Origin of the sequence: Melittangium boletus DSM 14713 (assembly GCF_002305855.1) — a bacterium.
Taxonomy (GTDB): Bacteria; Myxococcota; Myxococcia; order Myxococcales; family Myxococcaceae; genus Cystobacter; species Cystobacter boletus.
Map to the genome: position 1 here is coordinate 1,313,124 of NZ_CP022163.1, position 16,917 is coordinate 1,330,040.

At 66.3% G+C, this 16,917-nt stretch carries 13 protein-coding genes; 6 read left to right on the forward strand and 7 right to left on the reverse strand.

The window, feature by feature from the left end; all coding sequences use genetic code 11:
* The first annotated feature begins 16 nt into the window (after nucleotides 1-16).
* On the forward strand, nucleotides 17-1,891 hold the full coding sequence (ilvD, locus tag MEBOL_RS05465) for a dihydroxy-acid dehydratase (protein WP_095976416.1): 1,875 nt from the start codon (nucleotides 17-19) through the stop codon (nucleotides 1,889-1,891).
* Nucleotides 1,892-1,925: 34 nt separating this feature from the next.
* Here the strand turns inward: ilvD and MEBOL_RS05470 are convergent, their stop codons facing one another.
* Entirely contained in the window at nucleotides 1,926-2,285 is a 360-nt protein-coding gene (locus MEBOL_RS05470; RefSeq protein WP_245919476.1) for a hypothetical protein, read from the reverse strand.
* Between the two features lie 591 nt (nucleotides 2,286-2,876).
* Here MEBOL_RS05470 and MEBOL_RS40955 point away from each other — a divergent pair.
* Nucleotides 2,877-3,023 carry a hypothetical protein gene (locus MEBOL_RS40955; protein ID WP_157774776.1) on the forward strand — a complete coding sequence of 49 codons (147 nt, stop codon included), beginning with the start codon at nucleotides 2,877-2,879 and terminating at the stop codon, nucleotides 3,021-3,023.
* 90 nt (nucleotides 3,024-3,113) lie between these two features.
* Here MEBOL_RS40955 and MEBOL_RS05475 read toward each other — a convergent pair whose 3' ends face one another.
* On the reverse strand, nucleotides 3,114-6,359 hold the full coding sequence (locus MEBOL_RS05475; protein WP_095976417.1) for a TIM-barrel domain-containing protein: 3,246 nt from the start codon (nucleotides 6,357-6,359) through the stop codon (nucleotides 3,114-3,116).
* A 207-nt stretch (nucleotides 6,360-6,566) separates the two neighbouring features.
* Here MEBOL_RS05475 and MEBOL_RS05480 point away from each other — a divergent pair, with 207 nt between their 5' ends.
* Nucleotides 6,567-7,973, forward strand: a complete 1,407-nt coding sequence (locus MEBOL_RS05480) for a family 43 glycosylhydrolase (RefSeq protein WP_095976418.1) — start codon at nucleotides 6,567-6,569, stop codon at nucleotides 7,971-7,973.
* 386 nt (nucleotides 7,974-8,359) lie between these two features.
* Here the strand turns inward: MEBOL_RS05480 and MEBOL_RS05485 are convergent, their stop codons facing one another.
* Both MEBOL_RS05485 and MEBOL_RS05490 read right to left on the reverse strand, forming a co-directional pair.
* Complete coding sequence (locus tag MEBOL_RS05485; RefSeq protein ID WP_245919478.1) at nucleotides 8,360-9,205, reverse strand: DUF3396 domain-containing protein; 846 nt, start codon at nucleotides 9,203-9,205, stop codon at nucleotides 8,360-8,362.
* 62 nt (nucleotides 9,206-9,267) lie between these two features.
* Complete coding sequence (locus MEBOL_RS05490; protein WP_157774777.1) at nucleotides 9,268-10,035, reverse strand: hypothetical protein; 768 nt, start codon at nucleotides 10,033-10,035, stop codon at nucleotides 9,268-9,270.
* 351 nt (nucleotides 10,036-10,386) lie between these two features.
* Between MEBOL_RS05490 and MEBOL_RS05495 the strand changes: the two genes are divergently transcribed.
* Complete coding sequence (locus MEBOL_RS05495) at nucleotides 10,387-10,875, forward strand: aldo/keto reductase (protein ID WP_281256642.1); 489 nt, start codon at nucleotides 10,387-10,389, stop codon at nucleotides 10,873-10,875.
* A gap of 71 nt (nucleotides 10,876-10,946) precedes the next feature.
* Here MEBOL_RS05495 and MEBOL_RS05500 read toward each other — a convergent pair whose 3' ends face one another.
* A complete protein-coding gene (locus MEBOL_RS05500) occupies nucleotides 10,947-12,092 on the reverse strand; it encodes a CapA family protein (protein WP_095976421.1) in 1,146 nt (381 codons plus the stop codon).
* A 241-nt stretch (nucleotides 12,093-12,333) separates the two neighbouring features.
* The gene (locus tag MEBOL_RS05505) at nucleotides 12,334-13,797 is read right to left on the reverse strand and encodes an RICIN domain-containing protein (protein WP_245919480.1); all 1,464 of its coding nucleotides are present in this window, start codon (nucleotides 13,795-13,797) and stop codon (nucleotides 12,334-12,336) included.
* A 148-nt stretch (nucleotides 13,798-13,945) separates the two neighbouring features.
* Here MEBOL_RS05505 and MEBOL_RS05510 point away from each other — a divergent pair, with 148 nt between their 5' ends.
* Both MEBOL_RS05510 and MEBOL_RS05515 read left to right on the forward strand, forming a co-directional pair.
* Nucleotides 13,946-14,740: an isocitrate lyase/PEP mutase family protein gene (locus MEBOL_RS05510; protein ID WP_095976422.1), complete on the forward strand. Its 795-nt coding sequence runs from the start codon at nucleotides 13,946-13,948 to the stop codon at nucleotides 14,738-14,740.
* 53 nt (nucleotides 14,741-14,793) lie between these two features.
* Nucleotides 14,794-15,639 carry a hypothetical protein gene (locus MEBOL_RS05515; protein WP_157774778.1) on the forward strand — a complete coding sequence of 282 codons (846 nt, stop codon included), beginning with the start codon at nucleotides 14,794-14,796 and terminating at the stop codon, nucleotides 15,637-15,639.
* Between the two features lie 41 nt (nucleotides 15,640-15,680).
* Here the strand turns inward: MEBOL_RS05515 and MEBOL_RS05520 are convergent, their stop codons facing one another.
* Entirely contained in the window at nucleotides 15,681-16,817 is a 1,137-nt protein-coding gene (locus tag MEBOL_RS05520; protein ID WP_095976424.1) for a hypothetical protein, read from the reverse strand.
* Nucleotides 16,818-16,917 lie beyond the last annotated feature (100 nt).

Here is a 16,917-nt window from a genome sequence, read left to right on the forward strand (position 1 = left end):
ACCCACGGAGACCCAGATGCCCCCATATCGTTCCCGCACCACCACCCACGGTCGCAACATGGCTGGCGCGCGCGCCCTGTGGCGTGCCACCGGCATGAAGGATGGCGATTTCGAAAAGCCCATCATCGCGGTGGTCAACTCCTTCACCCAGTTCGTGCCCGGCCATGTGCACCTGAAGGATCTCGGCCAGATGGTGGCGCGCGAGATCGAGGCCGCCGGCGGCGTGGCCAAGGAATTCAATACCATCGCGGTCGACGACGGCATCGCGATGGGCCACGGCGGCATGCTGTATTCGCTGCCGTCGCGCGAACTGATCGCCGACTCGGTCGAATACATGGTCAATGCGCACTGCGCCGACGCGATGGTGTGCATCTCCAACTGCGACAAGATCACGCCCGGCATGCTGATGGCGGCGATGCGGCTCAACATTCCGGCGGTATTCGTGTCCGGCGGCCCGATGGAAGCCGGCAAGGTGATCGAGGCGCTGCACGGCAAGCAGGAAGGCACGCGGAAAATCATCAAGGTCGACCTGATCGACGCCATGATCCAGGCTGGCGACTCCCGGGTGTCGGATGAACAGGTGGCCAACATCGAGCGTTCCGCCTGTCCGACCTGCGGTTCCTGCTCCGGCATGTTCACCGCCAACTCGATGAATTGCCTGACCGAGGCCCTCGGCTTGTCCCTGCCCGGCAACGGCACCATCGTCGCCACCCACGCCGACCGCAAGCAGCTGTTCCTGCGCGCCGGCCGCCTGGTGGTGGAACTCGCCAAGCGCTATTACGATCAGGAGGATGCTTCGGTCCTGCCGCGCAACATCGCGACCAAGGCCGCCTTCGAAAATGCGATGGCGCTCGACGTGTCCATGGGGGGCTCGACCAATACCGTGCTGCATCTGTTGGCGGCGGCGCAGGAAGCCGGCGTCGATTTCACGATGGCCGACATCGACCGCATCTCGCGCAAGGTGCCCTGCCTGTGCAAGGTGGCGCCCGCGACCCAGGATTACCACATCGAGGATGTGCATCGCGCCGGTGGCATCGTCGCCATTCTCGGCGAACTGGATCGCGCCGGCCTGCTCGACACCAGCGTCTCCAGCGTGCATGCGAAGACCTTGGGCGAGTCAATTGCCGCCAATGACGTGAAGCGCACCCATGATCCGGCGGTGCACCAGCTTTTCCTGGCGGCGCCAGGCGGCGTGCCGACGCAGGTCGCGTTCTCTCAGGACAAGCGCTTCGACAAGCTCGACCTCGACCGTGCCCACGGCTGTATCCGCGACAAGGCGCATGCGTATTCGAAGGATGGCGGTCTGGCGGTCCTGTACGGCAATCTGGCGGAGAAGGGCTGCATCGTGAAGACCGCCGGCGTCGATGAAAGCATCCTCCAGTTCACCGGCCGCGCGCGCGTATTCGAAAGCCAGGAGGCAGCGGTGGACGGCATCCTCCTCAACCAGGTGAAAGAGGGTGATGTCGTCATCATCCGCTACGAGGGGCCGAAAGGCGGTCCGGGCATGCAGGAGATGCTGTACCCGACCTCGTACATCAAGTCCAAGGGACTGGGCAAAGCATGCGCGTTGTTCACCGACGGCCGTTTCTCCGGCGGTTCGTCTGGCCTGGTGATCGGCCATGCATCGCCGGAAGCGGCGGAAGGCGGCGCGATCGGCTTGGTCAACGACGGCGACATCATCGAGATCGATATTCCGGAACGCCGCATTCATCTGAAGATCAGCGACGCCGAACTGGCCGCGCGACGGGCGGCCATGGAAGCGAAGGGGGCGAAGGCATGGAAGCCGGAAAACCGCCATCGCGTGGTGTCGCAGGCCTTGCAGGCTTACGCGGCGCTGGCCACCTCGGCCGACCGCGGCGCGGTGCGTGACATTTCGCAGCTGAAGCGGTGAACCCAAAGGGCGGCCGCGCTCACGGGGACGAGGGTCAGGGTCGAACGGAACGGGGCACCGGCTCAAGCTTCTTCACGGCCACGTAGCATTTGCCCTGGTACTCGGCCGAACCTCGTGGGCAGGGCGCGCTCTGCGCCGCTTGAACCCAGCATCCGCCTCGAATCTCCACTTCCAATCCGGGCATGCACGGAGGCGTCCGCTGCTCCTTGAAGGGCTTCTCGGGCATGGGATAGGCAATGACCCCCCAGGAGAGTTCCTTTCCATCCGTGAAGCTGGGGGACTCACCCAAGCCACCACACGGATTGAAGTGCTCGGGAGTCCGAGGCCACAGCAGGAGCGCGAGTCCCGCCGCCAGGGCCCACCCGCGCTCGCGAGTCCCCACCGCATCGCCCATCGACGTGAGCGCGAAGGCGTCCGGATCTCCCCCGAGCGGTCGGGCCAGGAGCCCTTCCGCTCATCGAGGAGGATGTGGTGCGCCTCGTAGACCGCGCCCACGTCCTCGGGGACGTCCAGGTAGCGTCCACCCACCTCATACGGCCCGACCCGGCCGCCCTTCCACTTCGAGTTGTCGCTCATGTCCTATCTCCTTCTTCGCGCCCTGAGCCGTTGGACAGCCGTTGTGCGGCGCTCAGGCATAGAGGTGCGCATGGAGCGCGACGTGCAGTCCTCCATGGGGACCCTCCTGCACTGTCCAAGGCCTGTCGCGCGGCCCTTCATGGCCGACCACCTACCGACACGCGCCCCTCCGAGGACACGGCGGTGGCCCTGGAAGCCCTGCACGAGGCCCCATCGGCCTCGGGCTCGTTTGGCGAGCATCCCGGGGCGCCCCTCGTCTCCTGCGCACCCAGAACGCGGACGGGGGCTGGCCCTACCGGGTCGGAATCGAGTCGGATACCGACACCACCGCGATGGCGCTCCTGGCCCTGCCTCGCACGGACACCACGCGGAGCGCGTCGGAGGCAGGGCGCGGCTACCTGGAGCGGATATGGAGCGCGCCCTCCACGTGCTCGCGGCCCTCCAGGAGCCCGGTGGCGCCAGGAGGGGGCCACTGCGGATGTACGCGCCACGGCCCTTCACCATCGACTACCCCATGCAGGTGGGCGGATCAAAACGAAAACCCCGGCTCGCCTGATGGCGCCCGGGGTGGGGAACTCGGCCAGGTCAACACGGCCCCCTTCCCTCTTGTGCGTAGCGGAGGGCCCCCGCCATGCGGTGACGGGGGCTACGGTGCGATCGTCAGGGAGTCGAGGTTGACGTGGGCCGAGTCTCCCGAGCCGTAGACGTAGGCGAGGGTATTGGTGCCCGCGTTCAGCGGGATTCGCGCGGTGTAGGTCGACCAGGCGTTCCAGTCCGCTGTCGCGGGCAAGGTGAGCTGGGTGCGCACGCCATTCACCTCCAGGGTGACCGTCCTGGCCGAGCCGTTGCCGTTGCTGTACTTCAGGGTCGCGGAGTAGGTGCCCGCCGTGCTGGCCTGCACGGTGAACGTGGTGGCCGCGCCAGAGTTCCAGTACCCGGCGACGAACCCGCGTCCGGAGTAGCCCGGGTGGTCGTTCAGGACGAGCGCGCCCGAGGACAGCGCCGCGTCCTCCGCCTCGAGCATAATCGTCGGGAGGGGTGAGAGCGTCAGGGAGTCGAGGTTGACGTGGGCCGAGTCTCCCGGGCCGTAGACGTAGGCGAGGGTATTGGTGCCCGCGTTCAGCGGGATTCGCGCGGTGTAGGTCGACCAGGCGTTCCAGTCCGCCGTCGCGGGCAAGGTGAGCTGGGTGCGCACGCCATTCACCTCCAGGGTGACCGTCCTGGCCGAGCCGTTGCCGTTGCTGTACTTCAGGGTCGCGGAGTAGGTGCCCGCCGTGCTGGCCCGCACGGTGAACGTGGTGGCCGCGCCAGAGTTCCAGTACCCGGCGACGAACCCGCGTCCGGAGTAGCCCGGGTGGTCGTTCAGGACGATCGCGCCCGAGGACAGCGCCGCGTCCTCCGCCTCGAGCACAACCGTCAGGGGGGGAGGAGGGGGAGTGCTCGGAGTGCCGTCGACGACGACCGTCCGCGCCACCCCAGCCGCGACGCGCACCGCGGTGTACGGACCGTAGACATCGACCCCCGTCGTCCACCCCTCGCCCGTGGCGGCCTTGAGCGTCGCGAGGTCGCCGTAGCGGGTGGGGGCGGTCCCGTTGATCCGCGCCGCCGTGCCCGCCGTGGCGTTGACCTTCACGATGTAGTGGGTGAGCGCCGGGCTGAAGCCGCCGGTCTTCGCCTGGGTCTCCACGGTGACGGAGGTGCTCGTGCGCTGCGCGGTGATGCGCTGCTTGAAGAAGACCCCGTTCTCATAGGCCCGGGTCAGGCCGTCGTCGTCGTAGAGGGTGAACTCGCTCCGGGCCGTGGTGGGGAAGACATCGAGGTCGATCTGCCTGACGGGCTTCTCGCTCACGTACTGCAACACCTCCTGGGTCGGGAGGATGGCGCCCGCCTTGACGAACAGCGGGATGTCCTGCCAGGTGGACGTATTGACCGGGTAGTTGAACGTGAGGGGGCCCGTGTAGACGGAGCCACGGGTGTAGTCGATCCAGGTGCCCGCGGGCAGGTACACCTGCTTGCTGGCCGCCCCCTGCTCAACGACGGGAGCCACGAGCAACGACTCGCCGAACATCCACTCGCTGGTGATGTTCGCGGCGTTCGGATCGGTGGGGTAGTCGTAGAACAGGGGCCGCACCAGACCGATGCCCGTCTCGTGATTGATCCGCTCATGGGCATACAGGTAGGGCATCAATCGGCTGCGCAGCTCGATCGCCCTCTTGGCCGCGCTCTCCGCGGTGGCCCCGTAGACCCACGGTTGGCGCTGCTTGCCATCCATGCCGTGGACCCGGTAGACGGGCACGAACGCGCCGAACTGCATCCAGCGCGCGTAGTTCTCCGAGGACGGATCCCCGAAGAAGCCGCCGATGTCCATGCCCCATTTGCTCTCGCCAATGTTGATGCTGGTGAGCATGCGGGTGCGCTGATCGGCCATATTGCCGAACCCGGTTTCGATGTCACCGGACCACATGCCGTAGCCGTAGCGCTGGGCACCAAGGTAGAAGTTGCGGTTGAGCGAGAACACCCGCCGGTCCGAGTACGCCCGCTGCCCGTCATACAGCGACCGCTGCATGTTGAGGTGCTGGAGGCTGTTGAACAGCGTCCCGTTCGCCTCGTCGGCCTCGTCGTTCCACCAGCCCGCGATGCCCCCGTCGAACAGCGTCCGGGAGTGCTGCCAATACCAGTCACGGCACGTCTGCTTGGAGAAGTCGACGTCGTTGGCGGGCCGGCCGGAGAAGTACTCCATGTAATCGGCCAGGCCCGGGTAGAAGCAGTTGTTGGTGCGCGCCCACTGTCCCTGCGCCGTGATGCCTCCGCCCGCCTTCCCGACGATCACCCGGGGCTTCATGATCCCCATCAACATGACGCCCCTGGCCGCCATGTCCCGGGCGAACGTCCCGGACGCCCCACTGGGGAACTTGTTCGGGTTCACGTTGCCGCTGGCGGAGGTCGAGTTCCACCGGAACTCGCCGTAGTCGTCCTCGCCCCAAGCCTTGAAGTCGAAGTCCAGGGTGAAGGCATCCAGGGGGATCTTCCGATCCCGGTAGCCCTGGACAATCGACGTGACCTCCGTCTGCGTGGTGCCCCACTCGCTGTTGTTGAGCCCCAGGGCCCACTTGGGTGACAGGGCGGGCTTGCCGGAGATCTCCGCGACGCCCGCCATCACCTGCCGGGGCGGACCGACCAGGACGTAGTACGCGACGTTGCGAGTCGACACGCCACTGAACTCCAGGGTGGTGTCGGTGATGGCGAAGTCCCCATCGATGGAGTCCACCAGCAACCCATAACGGTTGGTGAAGGCGAGCGGAGCCCCACCGTCCCCCTGCATGTTGGCGTTGACCCGGCCGCCGTCGTTGCGCTGCATGCCCTCGGCGAGGTTCTGCTTGGGATCCTTCTCGGCCCAGGGCACCGGGTTGCCGGTGATGCCGTAGAACGCCTGTCCGGACCCATGGTTGAACTTCACCCCGTCCGCATACACGCCCTCGGAGGCCTGCTCGCTCAGCACCAGCGCTCCCGTGGCGTCGAAGACGGAGAGGCGGGCGGGATTCCGGCTGATCTTCACGGTCAGTTGCGCCGTGGTGACCACGATGGGATTGGACGCCATGTCGGCGGAGGTGATGTTGCCCGTGGCCCACGTCTTGGCGGGATCGATGACGGCGGTGGGGGGATCGGCGATGCCACCGGGGCGGTAGTCCACCTTGACGATGTCCGGGCGCAGGGCCTGGACAAGGAGCTTGTCGCCGCCGACGGTGAGGGTGAGCGTGTCACCCGAGAGGGAGGCGCTGGTGACGGACCCGAGGGCGGCGTGAGCGGGCAGGGCCGACAGGCCAACCCCTGCCACGGTGGAGAGCAACGTGGTCGCGAGCAACCTCGCTCGGTGGCGGTGAGACGCGAACATGAGACAACCTCCCGGACTGGGAATGAGCGTGACGCGGCGCGCGAAGGCCGATCATCTGGGAACATGACACCGGGAAATCGCGTTTGTAAAGAAAAACCGCTAAAACAGTAAATCCTCGAGCGTTCAATCCCTGCTGCGCGCCATCGCGCACCGACAGTCTCAACCTCGCGGGAGCAATCGTGCTCCCGTTACCCCCAGGAGCCATTCATGTCCAAGCGTTGCATCCTCTCGCTGGCTTTCGCCGGCGCGTCGCTCGCCGCGTCCTCGGCGGCCGCCCAGACCGTGGGAGATCCCCAGAACCCGATCTTCCGCAACATATACACCGCCGATCCCTCGGCGCACGTCTGGGCCGACGGGCGGCTCTATGTTTATCCGTCGCACGACATCGCCCCGCCGCGCGGCGCCGACCTCATGGACCAGTACCATGTCTACTCGACCAACGACATGGTCAACTGGGTCGACCACGGCGAGATCCTGCGCGCCTCCAACGTGCCCTGGGGACGCTCGGAGGGCGGCTTCATGTGGGCGCCCGACGTGGCCTACAAGAACGGCATCTACTATTTCTACTTCCCACACCCGAGCGGGACGGAGTGGAACACCACCTGGAAGATCGGCGTGGCGACGAGCACGCAGCCCGCCGCGAACTTCACCGTGCAGGGCTACATCCCGGGGCTCGAGTCGCTGATCGATCCCGCGGTGTTCGTCGATGACGATGGCCAAGCGTATCTGTATTACGGCGGTGGCGGCGTCGCCAAGGGAGGCAAGCTCAAGGCCAACATGATGGAGATCGACGGCCAGATGCAGAACATGCAGGGCCTGGTCGACTTCCACGAGGCCTCGTGGGTGCACAAGCACAACGGGCTCTACTACCTGTCGTACTCGGACAACTACGACCAGAATGGCGAGCACAACCGCATGCGCTACGCCACGAGCACGAGCCCGCTGGGTCCGTGGACGTACCGTGGCATCTACATCAACTCCACCGACAGCTACACGAACCACGGATCGATCGTGCAGTACAAGGGGCAGTGGTATGCCTTCTATCACACGAGCATGTTGTCGGGGAATGACTGGCTTCGCTCGGTCAGCGTCGACAAGCTGTATTACAACAGCGATGGCACGATCCAACTGGTCAAGCAGACCAAGCAGCACGGCACGCCGCATTTCGGCACGCCCCTCGCGATTCCCGGGCTGATCCAGGCGGAGGACTATGACAACGGGGGACAAAGCATCTCGTACAGCGATGGGAGCCCACAGAACGAGGGCGGTGCGTACCGACCGAGTGAAGGCGTCGACGTCGGGGCGATCCCCAGTGGAGGCTTCCACGTCGGCTGGGTGAGTTCTTCGGAGTGGGCGGAATATACGGTGAACGTGGCGACGAGTGGAAACTACACCGTGGCCGCGCGGGTCGCGACGCAGACCGCCAACGGCAGCTCGTTGAAGATCCTGTTCGACGGACAGAAGGTCGGCACCCTCGCCGTGCCGAACACCGGAGAGTGGCAGACCTATACGACGGTGAGCACTCAGGTGAGCCTGACGGCGGGCAAGCACGTCATCCAATTGCGTTTTGGTGACGCGTTCAATCTCGACCACCTGACGTTCATGAAGCAGTGACGAGGAGCGGAAGACACCGGGCTCCTGTGCTCAGGGGAACGACGAGCGAGGCCCTCTCCAGGCTCGTTCTCCCCGCGAAGACGGGGATCCGGTGCCTTCCGCACGGAGGTGAGAACCGCTCACGGCGCGAAGCGCACTGCGGCCCGAGGTGCGGAAGCGCAGCGCCAGCCTGGTGGCGCTCCTCTCCCCAGACCGCGCCAAACAGCCGCCGCTCGGCGCGCGAGAACAAGGCACACTGGGGCCGGAGACGAGGGCAAAGAAAAAGCCCAGCAACCCCTCGGGATTACTGACCGTCTGAGTGTGGAGGCGGCGGGAATCGAAGCCGCCGCCTCGACTTCATCTCTGGAAGGGGGCGAGCGCTTCGTTGCTCCGGAGTGGATGGGCAATCAGCCGAGGAAGCGCCGATCCCAGCGCCGCACGTCCTCGAGGGTGAAATCGAGATTACGGCCACGTTCCTCGTGATACAGCCAGGGCTCCAACAAACACGCCAGCTCCCGATAGGACGGGAGAACCTGTCCCCGCTCGGTGTCCCCTGCCTCGGGCCAGGGCCCTAGAGTCACGACCGCTCGTCCGCCCTCCATCTCCTGAACGGTCGTCTCCGCGGAAAAGAGGCGAGAGCGAAGCCCCTCCGTGCCACCCACCTCGCCCAACACGGGTAAGCCCAGGAACGTCAGCCACTGCGGTGCCCGTATCCTCGTACCGACCTTCCACGAGTGCTCCCCCAGGTCTGGGAGGTCCAAGCCCGGGTGGCGGAAGCATCGCTCGCGGATTTCACGCAGAACGCCTGGCAGATCAAATTCACCGATGAAGGAGAGACCCGCGTGGCCAGAGCAAAAGGGCAATGGGGCCGCCAGTTCCAAGGCCAGCTCACGTACGTGATTCGGCCCGTGCTCCTCCAAGAACTCCGTCGGTAGCCAGAAGCTCACCGCGCTCACGGCGCCCGGCTCGTCCGCCGCCGGGAGCTCATCGAGCGACTTGCCACGATAGTCAAAACCATATCGGAGCGCTCCGTCGAGGGCATCGCGAAGGGTCACCAGGGGCCAGCGCTTCTCGAGCAACTCACGCCGGGTATGCGCCCATCCCACCGCATCCAACTCCCGCCAGGTGCCCTCTCCATCGTCGTACCAGCCGAGCGCCTTCGAGCCCACCACACGAAGGTAGGACTCCAGGGACTGCATCACCCCGTGCACCACGTCTTGATGAGAGCGGCGCATGTAGAAGCTGATGCTCACTCCCTCTCGCAGCAAAACAGCCCCGTTGCGCGCGTGAATCCGAATTTTTGGGTAGCGCTCACTCATTTGAGAATCCCCAGCCACGGTACGATGCGAAAGGGTTCCACCCCCAGAGCGTCCCGGTACACCTGCTTCTGATCGAAGCCTTGATGTGGCCCCTCTGTGTAGCGAGTCCATGGAGTAGGCCTGCTTCCGTCCGCGCAAGGAAATTTGAAATCATAGACAACATTGACCTGGAGCGGATTGCCCGAGTGGATGACGACATCGGGCCTGAGCGTGCCTTTCAGCTCATCGCCCCGCCACTGTCGTAGAAGAGATTGCGCCTCCTCTTCGCTGATGAACGTCGTCTGCTTCGTCATCCTGTCGTAGCGGTAACGCGGCTCCAGGCTGAATCGACCTGAAACCAACTGGCTCAGTCTCTCCCCAATACACTGGAGCGCCTCCTTATGCATTTCGTCACCAAGATAGATGGCCAGTTTCACGGCCATGCCAGGAGCCGGCTGGTCACACTCCGCCTGCGTGGGAATCTTCCCTTGACGCTTATCACTGAGCACCTTGGTGCGCGCATGCTCGGCACACTGCTGCAGGGCCTGCTCGATTTGAGTCTTCAAGTCCCCATTCAGTGCCATCCCGACCGCGGCGACCGAGGCTCCAGTCTCGGCGAGCCGTCGCGCGGCCTGCGGTATCACGGTTTCCTCCCCAGCCACTTGTGCACAGAGCGCCGGGTTCTGCCGACAGGCGCTCGTCGCCGAGTCGAAGGACTGGGCGTAGCGAGCCGGAGCACCACGCCCAGGGACTCCCGCGCAGGCAGCCAGCAACATGCTGGACATGAGCGCCCACCGCGCTGGTTGGAACATGGGACCTCCCAATAGGGCCCGCTTGCCTTGGAACCACCGGCAACCTTACGTCGGGCCGAAGAGGACCCTGTGGCTCGTATGGACGGGAAAGTCCAGAACCTGGCACCCGTGAACATCGCGCGGAGCCCCCCCCAGTTGGGCGTAGGCTCGGATCAAAGCGGAGGGCAACCTCTACTCATGCTGCTGGCGGAGGAGAGTGAGGTGGGGCGCGGATGGCTCGTGGCTCCCGGCCTTCTCTCCCGAGGAGTTGACCCAGGCGGTCCATGACAAGACAACCTGCGCAACCTGGGCCTGGAGGCGCTCGACGTCGTCAACCTGCGCAGCATGTTCGACCCGCATCACCCCGCGGAAGGCTCTCTCGAGGCGCCCCTCACCGTCCTGGCCGGGCTTCAGCGCCAGGGACTGGTGCGGCACATCGGGCTGAGCCACGTCACCCCCACGCAGGTCGCCGAGGGCCGGAAGCTCCGCGAGATCGTCTGCGTGCAGAACCAATACAACCTGGCGCATCGGGACGACGATGCCCTGATCGACAGTCTCGCCCGCGACGGCATCGCCTACGTGCCGTTCTTCCCACTCGGCGGGTTCAGCCCGTTGCAGTCGTCCACCTTGTCCTCTGTCGCGCGGCGGCTCGGCGCCACGCCCATGCAAGTCGCGCTCGCGTGGCTGCTGCGCCGCGCGCCCAACATCCTGCTGATTCCCGGCACGTCCTCCGTCGCGCACCTGCGCGAGAACCTCGCCTCGGCCGGGCTCGTGCTGACGGAGGACGCGCTCGTGGAGCTGGAGGGCATCGGCTCGGAGACGCGAGGGCGCTAGAGCGAGCCGAGTGAACCCGTCTCCCTGGAGGAACTGGCCGTGGGTGGCGGCGACCTGCTCTACGCTGAAGCTCAATCCGTAGGCGGCCCGCCTCCGCTCCAATGGAGCGCGAGCGAGCCGTCTCCTTCCAGGGTGACACGGGTTCCGAAGTGGCGGCCCTCCCGGTCCAGGACGCCCTGCAGCCATCCGGCATCGGCGGAGGAGGCCCGGCACGCCTGGAAGCGGCGCACCTGCATGGGCGTCATGCGGAGGGACAGCAGCCGACCGCTCGTGGGCTCCAGCGTCACGAAGTACATCAGGGTCAGGTCGCCGCGATAGTCCTCGTAGCCGCGGATGCCTTCATAGTCGTTCAGGAAATCCCCGCAGCCATGGAGGATGAGGCGATCCTGGTGGACCTCGATGCCACGGGGATGGTGGGAGGAATGGCCGTGGACGACATCCACTCCGGCCTCGTCGATGAGGGTCCAGGCGAACTCCCGCTGAGAAAGGGGCACCTGGTAGCCCCAGTTGCCTCCCCAGTGGATGGAGGCGATGACGAGATCGCCCGTGCGCTTGATGGATCGCACCCTCGCTCCGATGAGCCGTGCCGTGGCGGGAGTCAGGTCCGCCAGCAGCTCCACTCCTGGCCTGTCCGTGCCCGCCGCCCATTCCGGTGGGATGCCGCTGCTCATCGTCCCGAACGAGAACACCACGACCCGGCCCTTGCCCGGGACGTCCAGCACGGCGGGAGCCCGAGCTTGCTCCAGGAGGGCTCCCGCTCCCGCGGTGGCGATGCCCACGCCGCGCAGGGTGGCCAACGTCTCCCGTAGCCCCTCGTACCCCCAGTCCAGCACATGGTTGTTCGCCAGCGCGCAGCACCCGATGCGGGCGGCCGTGAGGCAGGCGACGTGCGCCGGATTCATCCGATAGTGGATGCCCTTGTCCGGCCACCACTCCTCGCGGGTGGTGATGCTGGTCTCCAGGTTGATCAACCGCGCGTCCGGAGCACGCCGCTCCAGCTCCGCGAGTGCATCACCCCAGATGTAGCTGGGGCCCACCGGCCTGGGAATGGGACCGTTCACCTCCTCGGCCAATGCGATGTAGTCCCGGGCGTCGAGGACATAGGGCTCGTGCAGGTGGGGTGGGCACGGATGAGGAAACACCTGGTCGATGCCTCGCCCGGTCATCACGTCGCCACAGAGGAAAACGGTGAGGGCGCCTCCGTGTCCCGCGGGCATGGTCAACGCCCTCGTACCGCGAAGGCGCGGAGCGGACATGGCACCGGCTCGATGCCGGGGGCGCGGGCGACCGCGCGGCCCAGGCCCGGTGGGAAGGTTCCGAGCACTTGCGTCATGGCGTGAGCAGCATCCTCCCAAGAGGATGGGCATGACGTTCATCGCTCGCATAAAAAGCCCGGCCCCCGTGGAGGGACCGGGCTTTTGAACGCGCGCGCGGGGAAGGCAGCGTGGGACGAGCGGATCAGCCCGCGGGGCAGAACGTCACGTTGAGCTGCTTGCCACCGTTGCAGGTGTAGAAGCCAGCCTGGTTGGCCGCCATGGGGTAGTCGTCGTAGGCGAACGAGTACACCGCACCGCACTGGTCATGCACCCACTTGGCGTACTGGTTGAAGGGCTTGCCGGTGTTGTAGTACTGGGCCACGTTCGTGCTGTCGGGGTTGTCCACCATGCCGCGCGTGATGGCCGAGCACCACTTGGCGCTCTGGGAGAAGAAGTTGCCCGAGCAGGCGTACACCTGGGGCGTCTTTTCCCCGCCCGGGTTGCACTGGCCGGGGTACTTGCTCGCGCACCGGGCGATCTCGCTGTCCAGGCGGTTGCACACCGTGCCGCGGCGCGAATCGCCCGCGTACTCCCCATCGATGCAGAAGGAGCGCGGCGCGAGGCAGATGGTGCCGCCGCCCATGTTGTAGCGCAGACCGTCCGGGCACGCGTTGGCGATGGCCGTGCTCATCGCGCTGTAGCTCTTGTTGCACTGGGCCGTGTTGCAGCCATTGTTGCCGAGGGTGGAGATCTGCATGGGCAGACCCACGTGATCCACGTACGTGAGGTTGTAGTAGATGTTCTGCACGCCGTTGCCGTCGGGCCCGAGCGTGAACTCGGCCTTCTCCAGCTCGCGCGGAGAGGAGGGCGAGGGCAGCGTGCGGTAGGCGCTCACACGGCCGCTGGGGTAGTTGCCCGGCGGATAGTAGGTGTAGCTGGCGCCGGTGCCGAGGGTGCGGAAGATCTTGTTGCCCGCGCCGTCGCGCTCGAGGGCCACGTCACCCACGCCCGAGAGCACCACGCTGAGGGCGAAGGGGCACTTGTTGGTCACCACCACGGGCACCGTGCCGGCCGGGCCACCACCACCCGTGCTCCCGCCAACCTTGTCGAAGGTCCAGTGCTGGTTGGCGGTTCCCGTGTACGGGTACTGCACGAGGCTGGTCCCGTTGTCCGCCGAGCCCCAGTACAGATCAATCGCCATGTCCGTGTGGCGCGGGTGGAAACTGAACTGGTTGTTGCCGCGGGCGATGAACCGGAACTGCTGGTTGGCGCCGCCCACGTAGGACCACTGGTTGAGGACGGCGTTCTGCTCGGTACTCACCGCCGAGATGTCGAGCGCCTTGCCGCTGTTGACGTTGATGATCTTCCAGTAGCCGTCCGATGTCGGGGACAGGTGGAAGGTCTGCGCGGTGGTGCCATTGCAATCCCACTCCTGCACCTTGGCGCCGTCCGCCGTGCTCGACGAGGCCACGTCGATACACTTGTTGGTCATCGCCGAGCGGATGACATAGTCGCCCTCGGCGATGCTCGAGACGATGGCCGCCTGCGCCATGCTGTCGATGGCTTGCGGCTCGACGACCTGGGCGTTCTGGTCACACGCCACGGTTGAGGTGCACAGCATCGCCGCGCCCACCATCCACGCGGTCTTCTTCGCGGTATAGGCCATGTCTTGCTCTCTCTGGAATTAAAACAGGAAATTAACGGATTCACTGTATACAGGCTGAAACGAGACACCACAACCAGTTTCTCAAATTTTACGGTTATTACTGTTGATTCCTGTTTGACTCACCGCGTCGACGAGACCACGCCTTTCAATGACCAAGACCGCCGACTTCCGCCGCCTGCATCAGTCCGGCATCCTGCTCCTGGCCAACGCCTGGGACGCTGGGAGCGCGCGCCTCATCGAGAGCCTGGGCGGCGAGGCCGTCGCCACCACCAGCGCCGGGGTCGCCTGGGCCTGGGGCTACAAGGACGGCCACGCCTTGCCGCTCGAGCGCCTGCTGCAGACCGCCAGCGCCATCATCCGCGCCCTCGACGTGCCCCTGACCCTCGACATGGAGCGCGGCTTTGGCAACACGCCGGAGGAAGTGGCCGCCGCCGTGACCTCCGTCGCGCGCCTGGGTGTCGCGGGCCTCAACATCGAGGATGCCGACCTGCCGCCCGAAAACCTCGTCGCCCGCATCAAGGCGATCCGCGCAGCCCTGAAACGTGAAGGCCTCGACATCTTCATCAATGCCCGCACCGACGTCTATCTGCGCGGGCTTGCCCCCGAGGGACAGCGCGCCGCCGAATGCATCCGCCGCGCCGGACTCTATGAGGCGGGCGCCGACGGCATCTTTCCCGCGGGCATGACCGACATGAGGGAGATCGCCGCCATGGTGAAAGGCACCCGCCTGCCGGTGAACATCATGGCCCGCCCCACCCTCGCCCCCGCCGCCGAGTTGGAGAAGCTGGGAGTGCGGCGCATCACGGCGGGCAGCGCGATCTCCGAGGCCATGTACGCCCATGCGGCGCGGCTGGCGGGCAGTTTCCTGAAGGATGGGCTGTCGGCCCCAGTCACGGCCGAGTCGATGCCCTATCCGCGGGTGAACGGGCTGATGAAGGCTTGAGCGCAAACGCCAGAGCGCAGGTGAAGCCAGGGTTCGCCGTCTCGCGTCCATTCGTGGCGGGCATTTTGCCGCTGCCCGCCATGCTCCTGGGAGCCCTGGTTGCCCGGGCACAGGGTGTCTCCGTGAAGGCGTTCGCCACCAACCTCGTGGCCGCCGTGCTCGGGGTGGCGCTCGCGGCGTGGCTCGCGCGCCGTTCCTGGGGCCACCTGGTGCGCTGGATCCCCGGACTCGCGGCGATGGTCCTCGCCCTACACGCCGCGACGTTGCTGTTTCCCCCGCTCGAGAGCGTCCACCGCTGGATCTCCCTCGGGCCCGTGCGGTTGAACGCCTCGGTGATCACCCTGCCGTGGGCCCTGCTGGCCCTGTGGGGGCTCCTGCATCAGGCCCATCCGGGCCTCGCGCTGGGCCTCGTCATCGGGATCCAACTGCTGCACGGTGCTCAACCCGACGCCGGACAGGCGCTCGCGTTCCTGGCGGGCGTACTGGTGCTGTTGGGTGGGGCGCGCTCCCTCGCTTGGGGGTGGAAGGTCGCGGGAGGAGGTCTCGCCGCGATGGGGGCCGTGTGGGCGTGCGCGAGAGCCGATCCGCTCGAGGCAGTGCCCCACGTCGAGCGGATCGTTCACCTCGCCGCCGACCTGGGCGTCCCCTGGCTCCTGGCAGCGCTCGTGGCGCTGGGGCTCCTCCTGCTGCCCATGCACCAGGGGGCGATGAGGTTGCGCTCGGCGCGGAGCGACGCCGCGTGGCTGGCCTGGGCGTTTGCCGCGTATTTCCTGGGGACGCTCGCCGTCACCGAGTGGGGAAATTACCCGGTCCCGGTGATGGGAGCGGGCGCGGGACCCGTGCTCGGCTGGTACACCGCGCTCGGCATCCTCCTGTGCGCGGTGCGCTCCCCGGACTGAGACCGCCCCGCATGCTCAGGGCCTGGAGGCGGAATCCACCCTCACTGCCGCCGCAGCGAGAAGCGCGAGCGGACCGTCATGCCGCTGCCGCCCATGGACTGCTCCATGTTCGAGGTGCCCTCTACGTGGAGGAGTCGACCGGCCGCCACGTCGAAGCCGCTGGTCACATCCACCTCCGTCTTCGTGCCCATGGCCGAGGCGTCGGAAGGACTTCCCCCAGAGGAGGGCATGCCGCCCATGTTCATGCCGCCCATGTTCATGCCGCCCATGGCGGCCGGAGCGGAGTCCTCGCTCACGTCCTCGGGTTGACGCTCGTCACGGGTCCCGGAGGTGGGTGCGTCCATGCGCTGCGCCACGGTGATATGGAGCTGGGCCACGCTGCCCTCCAGGGTGGAGAGCGTTGTCGCCAGGGGCCCCACGGGGGTGCTCACCTCGACCCGGCTGCCCGGCTCCATCTGCCCTTCGGGAAGGACCATCATCTCGAAGATCTGCCGGGGCAGGACGTCCACGCCGGGATCCTCCGCCTTCACCTTCACGGCCTTGAGTGCCGGAGGGACCTTCTTCTCCTGCATGGCCAGGGAGACGCTGCCCGTCTTGGAGTCCACCGCCGCGACCACATCGACGCGGGTGTCGCCCGCGCGCATCGAGGCGCTGGCTCCCCGGGGGCCCACCTTCACGTCATGGACACCGACCAGGGTACGACCCTCCTGGACGTAGACGGTCACCATCCGGAAGAACTTCGCATGGCCCTTGCGGTCCACCTCGGCCTTCACCTTCCTCGCGGCGGGCGGAATCTGGTCCAGGGCGGCGAGGCGCTGTCCCCCCTGGATCAAGTCCATCTTCTCCAGGGTGAGTTCCACCTGGGCCGTGCCGTCGCGCCCCACGGCGAGCACCTTCTGGCTGAAGGTCGACTGAACCTTCATCTGGGTGCTCATTCCCCCGTCGCCCATGTTCATGCCGGGCATGTTCATGCCGGGCATCCGCATACCGCCCATGCCGCCCATGCCGCCCATGCCGCCCATGCCGCCCGGCATCTTCATCTCGATCTTCGAATCATCCTCGTACTGGAAGCGGTGCACATCTCCCTTCTTCCAGGTGTAATTGAACTCCACGGCGGAAGCGGAGCCAGCGGTGAACAGCACGAGCGCGACGGAAAGGCCTCGAAAACCACGGTGCATGGAATATCCCCTCCCTGAAGGGACGCGTCACTCCAGGGTCGGGGCCCGGGACGAGGGAGCAGGGAAATTATTCTGTCTCACCCCGGCGCCTCGCGAAGTC

Excerpts from the sequence above, each read along its gene's own strand:
- MEBOL_RS05495 (WP_281256642.1), top strand. The coding sequence starts at position 10,387 with ATGTTCGACCCGCATCACCCCGCGGAAGGCTCTCTCGAGGCGCCCCTC.
- MEBOL_RS05510 (WP_095976422.1), top strand. The coding sequence starts at position 13,946 with ATGACCAAGACCGCCGACTTCCGCCGCCTGCATCAGTCCGGCATCCTG.
- MEBOL_RS40955 (WP_157774776.1), top strand. The coding sequence starts at position 2,877 with ATGGAGCGCGCCCTCCACGTGCTCGCGGCCCTCCAGGAGCCCGGTGGC.
- MEBOL_RS05470 (WP_245919476.1), bottom strand. The coding sequence starts at position 2,285 with ATGGGCGATGCGGTGGGGACTCGCGAGCGCGGGTGGGCCCTGGCGGCG.
- MEBOL_RS05500 (WP_095976421.1), bottom strand. The coding sequence starts at position 12,092 with ATGCCCGCGGGACACGGAGGCGCCCTCACCGTTTTCCTCTGTGGCGAC.
- MEBOL_RS05520 (WP_095976424.1), bottom strand. The coding sequence starts at position 16,817 with ATGCACCGTGGTTTTCGAGGCCTTTCCGTCGCGCTCGTGCTGTTCACC.
- ilvD (WP_095976416.1), top strand. The coding sequence starts at position 17 with ATGCCCCCATATCGTTCCCGCACCACCACCCACGGTCGCAACATGGCT.
- MEBOL_RS05480 (WP_095976418.1), top strand. The coding sequence starts at position 6,567 with ATGTCCAAGCGTTGCATCCTCTCGCTGGCTTTCGCCGGCGCGTCGCTC.
- MEBOL_RS05490 (WP_157774777.1), bottom strand. The coding sequence starts at position 10,035 with ATGTCCAGCATGTTGCTGGCTGCCTGCGCGGGAGTCCCTGGGCGTGGT.
- MEBOL_RS05475 (WP_095976417.1), bottom strand. The coding sequence starts at position 6,359 with ATGTTCGCGTCTCACCGCCACCGAGCGAGGTTGCTCGCGACCACGTTG.
- MEBOL_RS05505 (WP_245919480.1), bottom strand. The coding sequence starts at position 13,797 with ATGGCCTATACCGCGAAGAAGACCGCGTGGATGGTGGGCGCGGCGATG.